The 12,187-nt window shown below is 56.8% G+C and carries 17 protein-coding genes; 8 read left to right on the top strand and 9 right to left on the bottom strand.

Features of this window, described 5'->3' with window-relative positions:
* The first annotated feature begins 5 nt into the window (after positions 1–5).
* Together DK510_RS21860 and DK510_RS21855 are read left to right on the top strand one after the other, a co-directional pair.
* The gene (locus DK510_RS21860; RefSeq protein WP_108860430.1) at positions 6–224 is read left to right on the top strand and encodes a succinate dehydrogenase assembly factor 2; all 219 of its coding nucleotides are present in this window, start codon (positions 6–8) and stop codon (positions 222–224) included.
* A gap of 78 nt (positions 225–302) precedes the next feature.
* Positions 303–800: a MarR family winged helix-turn-helix transcriptional regulator gene (locus tag DK510_RS21855; protein ID WP_186437453.1), complete on the top strand. Its 498-nt coding sequence runs from the start codon at positions 303–305 to the stop codon at positions 798–800.
* Here DK510_RS21855 and DK510_RS21850 read toward each other — a convergent pair whose 3' ends face one another.
* Genes DK510_RS21850 through DK510_RS21840 form a run of 3 tightly spaced genes read right to left on the bottom strand, consistent with a single transcriptional unit; the run spans position 801 to position 2,649 of the window.
* Entirely contained in the window at positions 801–1,523 is a 723-nt protein-coding gene (locus DK510_RS21850) for a DUF1194 domain-containing protein (protein WP_109313912.1), read from the bottom strand.
* On the bottom strand, positions 1,520–2,224 hold the full coding sequence (locus DK510_RS21845) for a DUF1194 domain-containing protein (protein ID WP_109313911.1): 705 nt from the start codon (positions 2,222–2,224) through the stop codon (positions 1,520–1,522). The genes DK510_RS21850 and DK510_RS21845 overlap by 4 nt, the downstream gene beginning before the upstream one ends.
* The gene (locus tag DK510_RS21840) at positions 2,221–2,649 is read right to left on the bottom strand and encodes a VOC family protein (protein ID WP_109313910.1); all 429 of its coding nucleotides are present in this window, start codon (positions 2,647–2,649) and stop codon (positions 2,221–2,223) included. Before DK510_RS21840 ends, DK510_RS21845 begins: the two co-directional genes overlap by 4 nt.
* 175 nt (positions 2,650–2,824) lie before the next feature.
* On the opposite strand from DK510_RS21840, the gene thyX reads away from it, so the two are divergent.
* Positions 2,825–3,736, top strand: coding sequence for an FAD-dependent thymidylate synthase (gene thyX, locus DK510_RS21835; RefSeq protein WP_058274136.1), 912 nt, complete (start codon positions 2,825–2,827; stop codon positions 3,734–3,736).
* A 229-nt stretch (positions 3,737–3,965) separates the two neighbouring features.
* Here the strand turns inward: thyX and DK510_RS21830 are convergent, their stop codons facing one another.
* Positions 3,966–4,172, bottom strand: coding sequence for a cold-shock protein (locus DK510_RS21830; protein ID WP_010439113.1), 207 nt, complete (start codon positions 4,170–4,172; stop codon positions 3,966–3,968).
* A 215-nt stretch (positions 4,173–4,387) separates the two neighbouring features.
* Between DK510_RS21830 and DK510_RS21825 the strand changes: the two genes are divergently transcribed.
* Both DK510_RS21825 and DK510_RS21820 read left to right on the top strand, forming a co-directional pair.
* Positions 4,388–4,705: an ArsC/Spx/MgsR family protein gene (locus tag DK510_RS21825; protein ID WP_109313909.1), complete on the top strand. Its 318-nt coding sequence runs from the start codon at positions 4,388–4,390 to the stop codon at positions 4,703–4,705.
* 39 nt (positions 4,706–4,744) lie between these two features.
* Positions 4,745–5,113 carry a hypothetical protein gene (locus DK510_RS21820; RefSeq protein ID WP_058275883.1) on the top strand — a complete coding sequence of 123 codons (369 nt, stop codon included), beginning with the start codon at positions 4,745–4,747 and terminating at the stop codon, positions 5,111–5,113.
* A 1-nt stretch (position 5,114) separates the two neighbouring features.
* Here the strand turns inward: DK510_RS21820 and DK510_RS21815 are convergent, their stop codons facing one another.
* From DK510_RS21815 to thrS, 5 genes are all read right to left on the bottom strand, one after another.
* Positions 5,115–5,642, bottom strand: coding sequence for a DoxX family protein (locus tag DK510_RS21815; protein ID WP_058274133.1), 528 nt, complete (start codon positions 5,640–5,642; stop codon positions 5,115–5,117).
* Positions 5,639–6,400 (bottom strand): DNA-binding domain-containing protein, encoded by a 762-nt coding sequence (locus tag DK510_RS21810; protein WP_109313908.1) that lies wholly within the window; start codon positions 6,398–6,400, stop codon positions 5,639–5,641. The genes DK510_RS21815 and DK510_RS21810 overlap by 4 nt, the downstream gene beginning before the upstream one ends.
* Entirely contained in the window at positions 6,397–7,254 is an 858-nt protein-coding gene (locus DK510_RS21805; RefSeq protein ID WP_109313907.1) for a DUF692 family multinuclear iron-containing protein, read from the bottom strand. Before DK510_RS21805 ends, DK510_RS21810 begins: the two co-directional genes overlap by 4 nt.
* A gap of 70 nt (positions 7,255–7,324) precedes the next feature.
* Positions 7,325–7,627: a DUF2282 domain-containing protein gene (locus DK510_RS21800; protein WP_058275886.1), complete on the bottom strand. Its 303-nt coding sequence runs from the start codon at positions 7,625–7,627 to the stop codon at positions 7,325–7,327.
* Between the two features lie 222 nt (positions 7,628–7,849).
* The gene (gene thrS, locus DK510_RS21795; protein WP_109313906.1) at positions 7,850–9,808 is read right to left on the bottom strand and encodes a threonine--tRNA ligase; all 1,959 of its coding nucleotides are present in this window, start codon (positions 9,806–9,808) and stop codon (positions 7,850–7,852) included.
* Positions 9,809–10,003: 195 nt separating this feature from the next.
* On the opposite strand from thrS, the gene DK510_RS21790 reads away from it, so the two are divergent.
* From DK510_RS21790 to DK510_RS21780, 3 genes are read left to right on the top strand one after another with little or no spacing between them, the layout of a single operon-like run.
* Entirely contained in the window at positions 10,004–10,753 is a 750-nt protein-coding gene (locus tag DK510_RS21790; protein ID WP_109313990.1) for an alpha/beta fold hydrolase, read from the top strand.
* Positions 10,750–11,745: an alpha/beta fold hydrolase gene (locus DK510_RS21785; RefSeq protein ID WP_109313905.1), complete on the top strand. Its 996-nt coding sequence runs from the start codon at positions 10,750–10,752 to the stop codon at positions 11,743–11,745. The genes DK510_RS21790 and DK510_RS21785 overlap by 4 nt, the downstream gene beginning before the upstream one ends.
* Positions 11,745–12,173 (top strand): VOC family protein, encoded by a 429-nt coding sequence (locus DK510_RS21780; RefSeq protein WP_109313989.1) that lies wholly within the window; start codon positions 11,745–11,747, stop codon positions 12,171–12,173. The genes DK510_RS21785 and DK510_RS21780 overlap by 1 nt, the downstream gene beginning before the upstream one ends.
* Positions 12,174–12,187: the final 14 nt, after the last annotated feature.

Genomic DNA, 12,187 nt, shown 5'->3' with positions numbered 1-12,187 from the left:
TGAAGATGCGATCCATGCGGCGTGGGATCAAAGAAATGGATCTGATCCTGTCAGCCTATGCTGACCGAAATCTGACGGCTATGGAGCCGTCGGATCTGGATAATTATGATGCGTTGCTGCACGAAAACGACCAGGATCTTTATCAGTGGGTCACAGGGCAGGTGCAGCCGCCCGAAACCTATTCCGAATTGATCTCGGACATCGCGCAGACCTTTCAAAAATAAAAGAAAATCCGGCTTAACCGATTTTTCGGGATTTCCATTCATCCTGCCTTAAACAGCGCGACTGAATCGGAGGATCGGATGAGTATGGAAATGCAGGTCTCCGCGCCGGGAACCAAGGGGTTCATGACCAGCTATCTTGAGGCACTTGCCTTGGTGGAACGGCTGCACCGGTTGCTATTGGACGTCATCAAGGATGAGTTTGAGCGTGTTGGCGTATTGGAGATCAACGCCGTGCAGGCCTTGCTTTTGTTCAATATCGGCGACCATGAAGTTACCGCGGGTGAACTGAAAAGTCGTGGGTATTATCAGGGCAGCAACGTCAGCTACAACCTGAAGAAACTGGTCGAAATGGGGTACATGCACCATCAAAGATGCGAGATCGACCGCCGTTCCGTAAGGGTTCGATTGACCCCACGCGGTCGTGAAATACGCGATGTGGTATCCGAGTTGTTTTTGCGCCACGCTGAGGGGCTGCAAAATCGCGGCGTGTTGGGGCTGGAAGGCATCGACGACATCACCACATCCCTGCGTCGGGTCGAGCGGTATTGGACGGACCAAATCCGGTACATCTATTGATCAGGGGCGCAGGGAATCTGTGGCGTCGGACAGGGTTAGCCCCTCCAGCTCGCGTATCAGTTTGCGGGTCATCGCGTCCTCATAGGCCTCAAAGCCCAAAGCGACTTCGACGAAGGCTCCGGGCCCCAGAATAACCCATGTGTTGTAATAGGCGGAAAGCTCACCGACCTGGACATAGCGTTTGTCGCCATGACTGGGATCGTCTGCTCCGATCACGAGCCCGTTGATCGTGATGCCGGTGTTTTCCAGTTCGGCTTTCACGCTGCGTGGATGAGGGCCCAGATTGTGCTTGCCGTCCCCTGACAGATCCAATGTGCGTTTCCAGCAATTCGGTTGCTGCGACAGTAGATTGGCTCCGAACCGCATTGCCGACCCAACAGCCGTGCCCTGTGGTGCGTTACCCCGCGCGACGGTCTTCAATTGGTCGCTGATCCGTGCAAGATCTTGTGCCGTGCGGATCTTAGTCCAGTTTACCAACATGCGTTGATGGCGGGGCTCGCTCCATTCGTAGATCGCCAATCGCACAGGCGCGCCGATGTCGGACAGGATCAGTTGAACAACTTCAGGGCGTTGCAAGGCCGCAGCCAGACCGCCGGTTTGCATCCTATACTCGGCGCTGTCGACCGAACCGGACACGTCCAGCCCCAACGCCAGTGCTTGCCTGCATTCCGACGCAGCGGCGCTGGCGAACATGGAAATTATCGCGGCCAGGAGGCGGATCATTGATGTGCACCCTCCTTCAACGCACCGATCTGCAACCCTTTCAATTCTCGTTCCAGCTTGCGACGCATCGCGCGCTCAAAATCCTCGAACCCTTGCGCGATTTCCAGAAACGCACCGGGGCCGTGCAGAACGTTGTTCTCGAAGAACGGGATGAGGAACAGCTCTCCTTCAAAGTCTGCAGCGTTGATTACCAACCCGTTGACCACGACGTTTTGAAAGGGAAAGTGCCGGTATGCAGAGTCCGGCCCATAGCCGTCATTGTTTGAACCATCCCCGGACAGATCGATAGTTTGGAACAGGCAGGGCGGTGCTTGCTGCATCAAAGTCGCGCCAAATGCCAAGGCATAGCCCATTGCTGTGGCTGAGCCACTATCCGAACGAACAGATTGTTGCACTGTTGAAGCTGCAACCAGCAGGTCGGCTTCGGTGTTGATCATGGTCCAGTTCAGAACAACGCGTTGTGTGGTGCGACCACTCCACTCATACACGGCCAGCGCCACCGGTGCGGGCGAGGCAAAAAACGCCTCGACCACTTCTGGTGCGATCAATGCAGCCGCAAGACCCTGCCGTTGCAAAACGTCTTCGTTCTCGTCCACGGAAGTCGAGATATCCATAGCGAGTGCCAGTGCAAGCCGGCAGGTCTCGGCCCGAAGGGGGCTGGCCAGAACGGCCAGACCCAGTGCTATCAGCCAGCGGATCACCAGGTGCCGCTGCTTTCCATGCTGGCCCAGGGTTCAGCTGGTTCCAGCTCTTCGCCGTTTTGCAGCAGTTCGACCGAGATATTGTCCGGAGACCGCACAAACGCCATACGACCATCGCGCGGCGGGCGATTGATCACAATGCCGTTGTCCTGCAAGTGCTGGCAAACCTCATAGATGTTGTCGACCCCATAAGCGAGATGCCCGAAATGACGGCTGTCGCTGGGCAGGGTGTCATCCCCATCCCAGTTATGCGTCAGCTCGATCGGCCGATCCTCTTGTCCCGGGGGGGCCATGAAGATCAGTGAAAATCGGCCCGCTTCGCTGTCATAACGGCGGGTTTCCTTCAGGCCCAGCAGTTCATAGAACGCCATCGACTTCTCCAGATCCTTCACGCGGACCATGGTGTGAAGATATGTCAGCCCCATTGTGGCTTCCTTTCTATTCAGGTGATGGGCTGCAGCTTAGCGCGCGGGCCAAGCGTGTCGAGGGGCAGGGTGGACACAATTTGGAAATTGCGACGCTTGGTGCACATGTCGCGGTTCCTGTCTGTGAATTGCCGATATATAGTGGTGAGCGACTCATTGCTGGAAAGGAACATTCATGCCGCTGTCCTCTGACCAACTGGCCGAGATCGAAGCGCAACGGGCGCAATCGCATCCAACACGCCGCGTTGTGGCTGAGGGGATGGAAGACCACCTCTATACCGCGCATCAAGTACTGGACCACGGATTTGTGCGCGTCATTGACTACATGGGGGATGACGCAGCAATTTGTCAGGCGGCACGTGTATCTTACGGCAAGGGCACCAAATCGGTGCAGAACGATGAGGGTCTGATCCGCTATCTGATGCGGCACTGGCACTCGACCCCGTTCGAGATGTGCGAAATCAAGCTGCACGTCAAACTGCCGGTCTTTGTGGCCCGTCAGTGGATTCGTCACCGCACCGCCAACGTGAACGAATACTCAGCCCGCTATTCGATTTTGGACCGCGAGTTCTATATCCCCGCACCGGACCACGTGGCCGCGCAGTCCGAAGTGAACAATCAGGGCCGCGGCGACGCCCTGCAAGGCGAAGAGGCAGCCCGCGTTCTGGAAATGCTCAAGGCCGACAGCGCGCGGTGCTATGACAATTACGAAGCCATGATCAACCAGGATGGTCAGCAGGGGCTGGCGCGAGAATTGGCGCGCATGAACCTGCCTGCGAATATCTACACGCAGTGGTACTGGAAGGTGGATCTGCACAACCTGTTCCATTTCCTGCGCCTGCGGGCCGATCCACATGCTCAGTACGAAATCCGAGTTTACGCCGACATGATGTGCAAGATCGTCGCCGACTGGGTGCCCTTCGCGTATAGAGCGTTCGAAGATTACCGTTTGGGTGCGGTCAACCTTTCGGCGCAGATGGTTGATAGCCTGCGACGCATGTTGGCCGGTGAAACTGTGACGCAGGAAAACTCGGGCATGACGGCACGGGAATGGCGCGAGTTCGAGGCTGTCATTCGCGAGGGTTAAAGCCGACAGAACTCTTTCTTCTGATGTCATGATGCCTTTTCGAGTGGTTCATGACATCAGTCATCAGTGTGATGTGAGAACGCTCGGAAATCGTGGTGTTCGGCTAAAACGAAAGCACTCATGCCGATACCAAACCGACGCGAGGGTAAGGTTTCAAACCCTTGAGAATGGACAACGGCCGGAAATTGGCCGTTGGCCTGCTTTTAGTACCCGCAGATGACGGGGTGTTTTATAACGGCTTCAAATCAGAGGCCATTTGTCGGCCGTCGCGTCCGTCTTCCAACTCATACGAGACTTTCTGATTGTCAGCGAGTCCGGTCAGACCGGACCGTTCTACGGCCGAGATATGAACAAAAACGTCCTTGCCACCTTCGTCAGGGGCAATAAACCCATAGCCTTTCGTGGTATTAAACCATTTCACGGTGCCAGTTGGCATTTCCCGTGTCTCCTTCTACTTACACGTTGTCCCACAAATTGGTGGGGGCAGTGGTTGACGCAACCACAACGCATCACCGCTTCGCCCACACGACGCAGCCCGAATTGTGTGTTTCGTCTTTTTCAACATTGCACGGTGAAGTAAAAAATCAAGAATAACTGGATGTAGCAGGCAAAAATGCCAAAAATTCATACAAGTACAGGAACGGTCCCAAAATGCGTCTATATGGCCTGAGAAACTGCGATACTTGCCGTAAGGCACTGAAAGAAAATGAAAATATTGAATTTGTAGACGTTCGCGCGCAAGGAGTTCCCGATTCTGTCCTGACAGAGGCGTTTGATACGTTCGGCGAAGCTTTGCTCAATACCCGGTCGACAACTTGGCGTGGATTGGACGCGGAACAACGCACGCGACCACCGCTGGAGTTGCTGAAGGAACACCCGACTTTGATGAAGCGCCCCTTGATCGAAGATGACGGTACGTTGTTGTTGGGCTGGACCGCGAAAACCAAGGCAAGCCTTGGCGTTGCCTGATCGGGCGCTTATGTGTCTGACGTAAATATGAGGGTTTAAATGCGCAACGCATCAATGATTTTGGGCGTCATTGCCGGTTTGATCGGAATGATTGTTGGCTTTTTTGGCTATGGCTATATCGAATTCATAAACCACTACGGCGAGATCGAAGGCCTTGCTGAGCAAGTGGACAACGTACAGTTCATCCAGACCGCTTCCATTATTGCGCCTTTGCTGGCCATCGCGGGGGGCGCAATGGCCCATGCGCGGGCTCTGATCGGTGGAATATTGCTGCTGATCTCAGCCGTCGGGATGTATTTCGCTTTTGGATTCAACGTCTTCACGATGTTTCCGGTGGCCTTTGCCGCCGTGGCAGGCATCCTTGGGCTGGCCGCAGGAAAACCGGACGAGCCCAAGGCACATTTCTAGGTCATTTCACGTGCAGGGCCCGGTCGACAGACAAGGGGCCTGCGCCGTTGATCACGATAACGAGCAGCACGAAAGTCCAGAGCGTCCGCTGGTCCAGCACGTTTGGTGCGGCGGTGAAAAAGCTTCCAAGCGCTGCGCCATGCCCGGTGACGTCGACAATTGTCTGAACCCAGACAAATCCGATCATACCCAAGGCCGCCAGCCGGGACAGAAGGCCCACCAGAATCAAGGCCGGCAGCAGAAACTCAGCCCAGGTGCCGGCAACTGCGATCACCCAATAAGAAAAGCCGAGTTGTGAACTGTCATAGCTGACGGCTTCCATTGCTTTGGGAAAAATCTGGACGTATGCACCGTCAGACGGGAACAGGAAACCCAAAATGCCACTGCCAAGTTTAGTGGTTGCTGAGTTCCAATAGTAGACAAGCAGCGTCGCGGCAAAAACCACCCGGGCCAGTGTTGGCGTGAGCCAGCCAGAGGTCATTTCTAGCCGTCCCAGGGTATTATTGTGAAAAGAGATCAGGGCAGTCATGTTGCCAGCCTTTCGATAGACACAGAAGTAATCGCGCCGCCCTGCAAAAGCAGCGCCAGAGTGGCCCCAAGGTCAAATTCGGGGAATTCGGCAGAGGTTTGTTCAAATGCCTCGCCAATGGTAAGCCCGGCCTGAACGTGGGCGATCCAGTCCGCTCCGCCTTTGGGCAGCAAATGCGGGGCCGGGTCGAATTCGGGTCGGGTGATCAGGATATCTTCGGACCCGGGTGCAGGTTTGGGTGCACCCTCTTCGGAATTGAAGCGCCAGATCGAAAACAGCGGCCAATCTGAACGAAGAACCTTCATGGATGGCGCAAATTCCAGCTCTGCCAGAACGATCTCTTCCGGTGGTATGGCCAGCGCATCGGGCCGTGCGGCCTGGCTGTCGGCAGAGTGGTAGGACCGGCGCAGTGCCAGTTCCAGACGCGCTACGTCGGCAAGGTAGCCAAGGTGCGACAGTTGCTCCATCCCGGCAAGAAATTCGGGGAATTCCTCACCGTAGAACATCATCAGCGGTGAAGACGGGGGGTGTTTGCGCAGGAAAAGCCCGGCAAGCCCATCCATGTTCTGAGGCCCCAGCAGTCGTGCGATCACGGGAAAGGCTTGATGCATCGCCTCGGTCAGCGAAACAGCCACGTTGTTGCGGTAAACGCTGAACCGCCGCCCGGCGGGGCGTTCTGTGGCATCCCATAATCCGTCCGGAACAGCCGCCGACGGGTCAAGCAGGGCTACGCGGAACGAGGTTTGCGAGACGCTCATGCGGGGATGCGGTCCAGTGCCGCCTGCGCCCGATCTGCTTCGGCCCGAAGAACGGACCAGTCGGGTACGTCCGTATCCCATTCGATCAGAACGGGTTTTGAACCGGAACGCTCTAAAACGTAATCCAGCAACGCCCAGACCGGATCGACGACTTCGCGACCGTGGCTGTCGATCAGCAAGGGACGACCATGGTCGTCTTCGTCTTCGTCATGACCGCCAAGGTGGATCTCGTGGACGTTGTCCAGCGGGTAGGCGTCGATGTAGCTCTGCGGCGAGAAGTCCAGATTGGTGGCCGACACAAAGACGTTGTTCACGTCCAGTAAAAGACCACATCCTGTCCGACGTGCGATTTCCCGCAGGAAGTCAGGCTCGGACCATGTACTTTCTTCAAAAGCCAAATAGCTGGATGGGTTTTCCAACAGCATTTGCCGCCCCACGGTTTCCTGAACCTGGTCTATATGGGCACAGATACGCTTCAGCGTTTCGTCCGTGTAGGGCAGGGGCAGAAGATCGTTCAGGAAATGACTGTCATGGGTCGACCAGGCCAGATGCTCGGAAAAGCTGGCCGGATTCAGCCACCCCACCAAGTGTTTCAGGCGCGCCAGATGATCGGTGTCCAGGGGGCCTTCTCCACCGATCGAGAGGCCAACGCCGTGGACGGAAATGGGGAATTTTTCAGAGAGATGGCGCAATTGCGCAAGCGGCCTGCCGCCATCACCCATGTAGTTTTCGGCATGGATCTCAAGCCAGCCAACCGGATGCGCATGGTCCAGAATCTGGTCGTAATGCTGGGGTTTATAACCGACGCCCGGTGCCGCAGGCAGCCTGTTCGATCGAAGTGAACTATCCAGCATGTGCAAATCCTCCGGTCACGAAAAGAGGCGGGCGATAGGGCCCGCCCCTCCGATTCTCAGATGCTTAGGTTTATGCCGGCAGGTCGCGCTCCAGCGGTTCCAGCGAACCTTCACGCGCTGCACCATCTGCAGACTTGGGCAGTTCGATATCGGCGCAGGTTCCAGCGTCGACCAGTGTCCAGGCGTTGCCCTGATAGTCAACGGTCGAGGTGCCCGCGCAGGTGGTGCCGGGGCCAGCGGCACAGTCGTTCTGACCGGCCAGCGAAACGCCATAGCATTTCTCTTTGGCTTGTGCGGAGGCGGTTGTGGCTACGCCAGATACGGCTGCTGCAACTGCGCTTGCGATAACCAGGGTTTTTGCGGTGTTCGACATCTCGGTAATCCCTTTTGATGACTGCGTATGTCTTCTTGTGACAATGACAAAGGTAGTAGCTAAATCGGGGCAGGTGAATTCACGAGCCCGTGTCTCACAACCCCGTCAAAGAGCGTAATGCCCTCTTGAAGGTTAACAAACTGTTTTTGAAATGAAAAATGGAAAATGTTTCAATCCGACCCCGAATTCGGGGTCGGATTTCGGGCAATTTGTCGCCGAATGTTACAGAAGATCAGGCGGCGTCGCGGCCAATGACAGCTCTTTTGTTACAGCCTCAAGAGATTGAACTTGTGTCTGTTTTTCGCCAAGGCGGCGCACACTTACGGTACGCTCTTCAACTTCGCGGTGACCGACTGCCAGAATGATCGGCACCTTGCCGACCGAGTGCTCACGAACCTTGTAGTTGATCTTTTCGTTGCGAATATCCGCCTCGGCCCGCACGCCAGCAGCCTTGAGCGTTTCGACAACTTCCAAAACATAGTCATCCGCCTCGGACGTGATCGAGGCGACCACAACCTGACGCGGGGCCAACCAGAACGGCAGTTTGCCAGCATGTTCCTCGATCAGGATACCGATGAAGCGTTCGAACGAGCCCAGGGTTGCACGGTGCAGCATGAACGGACGGTGCTTGGCACCGTCGGCACCGATAAAGTTCGCATCCAGACGCTCGGGCAAGTTTGGATCAACCTGCAGGGTGCCGCACTGCCATGTCCGGCCGATCGCGTCGGTCAGAGTGAATTCCAGCTTGGGGCCATAGAACGCGCCTTCGCCTTCCAGAACCTCATAGTCATAGCCCGCTGCCTTACAGGCATCACCCAGCGCCTTTTCGACCAGATCCCAGCTTTCGTCCGATCCGATCCGTTTTTCCGGTCGGGTCGACAGCTTGATTGTCCAATCATGGAACCCGAGGTCAGCATAGACCTTGGACAGGAACGCAATGAACTTGGCGGTCTCAGATTCGATCTGTTCCTCGGCGCAGAAGATATGGCCATCGTCCTGCGTGAAACCACGGACCCGCATGATCCCATGCAAAGCGCCCGAGGGTTCGTACCGGGCGCACGATCCAAACTCCGCCATACGCAGGGGCAGGTCGCGATAGGACTTCAAGCCCTGATTGAACACCTGCACGTGGCAGGGGCAGTTCATCGGCTTCAGCGCGTTGATCGCCTTTTCGCGGGCGTGTTCTTCGTCGACTTCGACGATGAACATGTTCTCTTGATATTTGTCCCAGTGGCCAGACGCTTCCCACAGCTTGCGGTCCACGACCTGCGGCGTGTTCACTTCGACATAGCCGTCTCGTTCCTGCATCCGGCGCATATAGTCCTGCAGGGTGGTGTAGATCTTCCAGCCGTTCGGATGCCAGAAGATCTGGCCCGGCGCTTCTTCCTGCATGTGGAACAGGTTCATCTCGCGGCCCAGCTTGCGGTGATCACGCTTGGCGGCCTCTTCCAGCATATGCAGGTGCGCTTTCAGCTTTTCCTTGCCGGTGAAGGCCACGCCGTAAATGCGCTGCAGCATCGCGCGGTCGCTGTCGCCACGCCAATAGGCGCCAGCAATGCTCATCAGCTTGAAGGCGTCGCCCGGCAGTTGGCCCGTATGCTGCAAATGCGGGCCGCGGCACAGATCCTGCCAGTGACCATGCCAGTACATGCGAAGCGGTTCGGTACCCGGGATGGCCTCGATCAGCTCGACTTTGTAAGGCTCGTTATTGGCCTTGTAGAATTCGATTGCGCGCTGACGGTCCCAGATTTCGGTGGTGACGGGATCGCGCTTGTTGATGATCTCCTTCATCTTTTTCTCGATGAGGCCGAGATCTTCGGGCGTGAACGGTTCTTCCCGGTCGAAATCATAGTACCAACCGTTGTCAATCACGGGGCCGATGGTGACCTTGGTTGCAGGCCAGATTTCCTGTACCGCGCGCGCCATCACGTGCGCCAGATCGTGACGGATCAGCTCGTTGGCCTGTTCCTCATCTTTCATGGTGTGGATGGCGATCTGCGCGTCAGATTCGATGGGCCACTGCAGGTCCCAGTGCTGGCCGTTCACTGTGGCCGAGATGGCCTTTTTGGCCAATGAGTTCGAGATATCAGCAGCTACCTGAGCTGGCGTGACGCCTGCGTCATAGGATCGTGCATTGCCATCGGGAAAAGTAAGGGAGACTGACTGTTTGTCCAGGGCCATATCGGCTCTCCTCGTCGGTTTGGCGCCCACTGAACGCCCGGTTGCGGGTTATGTGTGTTCGATCCATTTGGCAGTTGCAGCATGACCTGTCAAGCACCCAACCGCGCTGTGGCTGACGCGGCGGGAGGTTCGAATTCGGGAATTGCAGCCACCGGGCAGCCGTGCATGATGAACCGCAAAAGGAAAGAGGGCGACATGGCAGCGACGGATTTTCTGGAAACGGCGCAAGGGCGGCGGCTGGCTTATCACAAAAGCGATGGGGCAGGGCCGACGATTGTATTTTTGGGCGGGCTGAAGTCTGACATGGAGGGCACCAAGGCGGTGCATCTTGAGGCTTGGGCCAAGGCGCGCGGTCAGGCATTCCTGCGGTTCGATTACTCGGGCCATGGCGAGAGCTCGGGCAAATTTGAGGACGGATGCATCGGCGACTGGCACGAGGATGCTTTGGCCGCGGTAACTGCCCTGACCGATGGGCCGCTGATCGTGGTCGGGTCGTCTATGGGCGGCTGGCAAGCGCTTTTGCTGGCGAAGGCAATGCCGGATCGGATTGCAGGTATGGTTACCATCGCCGCCGCGCCTGATTTCACTGAAGACGGTTATTGGGCGTCGTTTTCTGACACGCAAAAACAGGTGTTGGAAACCGAAGGGTATGTTGAATTACCCTCTGACTATATGGAGCCTTATATCATCACGAAACGCATGATTGAGGACGGAAGACAGCAGTTGGTTCTGCGGGATGCAATTAATCTTCAGTTTCCGGTGCGTTTTCTGCAAGGGACTGCAGATACTGCTGTTTCCTCTGCAACCGCTGTGCGTCTGGTGGAACATGCCACCGGTTCAGATATGCGCCTGCTCTTGGTCAAGGATGCAGACCACAGGTTCTCGGACGGGCCATGCTTGGAAATCATCGAAAACGCCGTGCTTGAAGTGATGAGCGCGCAATGATCCGGGGGGTGGGCAAAGCCATCGGGCGTGTTCTTCTGGTGCTGGTCGCGGCTGGTGCCCTGATCTATTGGTTCGGTCCGCGCGAAGAAGTGAACCTGAACCCGACATTTGAACCGCGCAAGTTTGGCGAAGGGGTGCAGGTCTATTTCGAAAGCGTCGAGTCCGCTTTCGATGACATCACTGCTGGTGTCGAGAAACGGGTTGTCTGGCAAGACGGGTTCAAGGAACAGCGCACCCCGGTTTCCATATTGTATTTGCATGGGTTTTCCGCCTCGTCCGAGGAAGTTCGCCCTGTCCCGGACATGGTCGCCGATGCGTTGGGGGCCAATCTGGTCTACACCCGCTTGCAGGGTCATGGGCGCGGCGGGGAGGCGATGGCCGAAGGCACCGCCTCGGGCTGGATGCAGGATATGGCCGAAGGGTTGGCCGCCGCCCGTGCAGTGGGCGATCAGGTCGTCGTGATTTCAACCTCGACCGGCGGAACACTGGCTGCGGCGGCGACATTGGACGATGCACTGATAGAAAACGTAGCCGGTTTGGTCTTTGTCTCTCCGAACTTTGGTGTGAACACGCCCGGTGCCTGGATACCGGGCCTTCCATGGGCGCGAAGCTGGTTGCCATTGATCATGGGGGAAGAACGGGACGTCTCGGGGCCGGATCCCGAGAAGAACAAGTACTGGTCGTCGGTTTATCCGTGGGAGGCAGTTGTGCCCATGACCGCCTTGGTTGAGACTGTTTATGCCATGGACTTCTCGCAGGCGCGTGTCCCGGCGCTGTTCTGGTTCTCTGACGATGATCAGGTTGTGCGCCCGGACTTGACCCACAAGGTGGCCGAAGCTTGGGGCGGACCTGCAAGTGTTCAGACGGTTACAATGGGGCCGGGCGATGACCCGTCATCCCATGTCATTGCCGGACGTTTGATGTCTCCGGGACAGACCGATGCTGCGGTCGCTGGTATTGTGGCATGGTTGAAAGAGCAGGGGATCGAATGATGGAACAGCGCGTCAGCCTAATCACTGTCGGGGTGGAAGACCCTGAAACCGCCGCTGCATTCTATGAAAAGATCGGCTGGAAACGTGTCGACAGCCCGGACGGTGTGATTGCCTTTGATCTGATCGGGCAGACGCTGGGGCTGTATCCTCTGCCGGCACTTGCCGATGAGATTGGTATTGACGTGGGCACCTTGGGCCGTGGGGCGCTAACGCTTAGCTATAACTGCCGGTCAAAGGAAGATGTCGCGCAGGTTTTAACCAAGGTTCATGCCGCTGGTGCCGAGGTTCTTAAACCGGCCTCGGATGTGTTCTGGGGCGGGCATCACGGTTATTTCCGCGCACCCGAAGGCACGATATGGGAGGTCGCTTTCAACCCGTTCTCACCGCTGGCCCCTGATGGGGCGTTTCGTTGGAACGGGTACGGGTGATGCGTAAGCCGGGT

It is taken from the genome of Ruegeria sp. AU67, from assembly GCF_900312795.1.
Taxonomy (GTDB): domain Bacteria; phylum Pseudomonadota; class Alphaproteobacteria; order Rhodobacterales; family Rhodobacteraceae; genus Ruegeria; species Ruegeria atlantica.
Note: the sequence above shows the minus strand (reverse complement) of the source record. Positions and strands in the feature narration are given on the sequence as shown.

Bases quoted from the DNA above. Each gene is read 5' to 3' on its own strand.
- DK510_RS21825 (WP_109313909.1), top strand. From the start codon at position 4,388: ATGCGTCTATATGGCCTGAGAAACTGCGATACTTGCCGTAAGGCACTG.
- DK510_RS21785 (WP_109313905.1), top strand. From the start codon at position 10,750: ATGATCCGGGGGGTGGGCAAAGCCATCGGGCGTGTTCTTCTGGTGCTG.
- DK510_RS21855 (WP_186437453.1), top strand. From the start codon at position 303: ATGAGTATGGAAATGCAGGTCTCCGCGCCGGGAACCAAGGGGTTCATG.
- DK510_RS21805 (WP_109313907.1), bottom strand. From the start codon at position 7,254: ATGCTGGATAGTTCACTTCGATCGAACAGGCTGCCTGCGGCACCGGGC.
- thyX (WP_058274136.1), top strand. From the start codon at position 2,825: ATGCCGCTGTCCTCTGACCAACTGGCCGAGATCGAAGCGCAACGGGCG.
- DK510_RS21815 (WP_058274133.1), bottom strand. From the start codon at position 5,642: ATGACTGCCCTGATCTCTTTTCACAATAATACCCTGGGACGGCTAGAA.
- DK510_RS21860 (WP_108860430.1), top strand. From the start codon at position 6: ATGCGATCCATGCGGCGTGGGATCAAAGAAATGGATCTGATCCTGTCA.
- DK510_RS21800 (WP_058275886.1), bottom strand. From the start codon at position 7,627: ATGTCGAACACCGCAAAAACCCTGGTTATCGCAAGCGCAGTTGCAGCA.
- DK510_RS21840 (WP_109313910.1), bottom strand. From the start codon at position 2,649: ATGGGGCTGACATATCTTCACACCATGGTCCGCGTGAAGGATCTGGAG.
- DK510_RS21780 (WP_109313989.1), top strand. From the start codon at position 11,745: ATGGAACAGCGCGTCAGCCTAATCACTGTCGGGGTGGAAGACCCTGAA.
- thrS (WP_109313906.1), bottom strand. From the start codon at position 9,808: ATGGCCCTGGACAAACAGTCAGTCTCCCTTACTTTTCCCGATGGCAAT.
- DK510_RS21810 (WP_109313908.1), bottom strand. From the start codon at position 6,400: ATGAGCGTCTCGCAAACCTCGTTCCGCGTAGCCCTGCTTGACCCGTCG.
- DK510_RS21830 (WP_010439113.1), bottom strand. From the start codon at position 4,172: ATGCCAACTGGCACCGTGAAATGGTTTAATACCACGAAAGGCTATGGG.
- DK510_RS21790 (WP_109313990.1), top strand. From the start codon at position 10,004: ATGGCAGCGACGGATTTTCTGGAAACGGCGCAAGGGCGGCGGCTGGCT.
- DK510_RS21820 (WP_058275883.1), top strand. From the start codon at position 4,745: ATGCGCAACGCATCAATGATTTTGGGCGTCATTGCCGGTTTGATCGGA.
- DK510_RS21850 (WP_109313912.1), bottom strand. From the start codon at position 1,523: ATGATCCGCCTCCTGGCCGCGATAATTTCCATGTTCGCCAGCGCCGCT.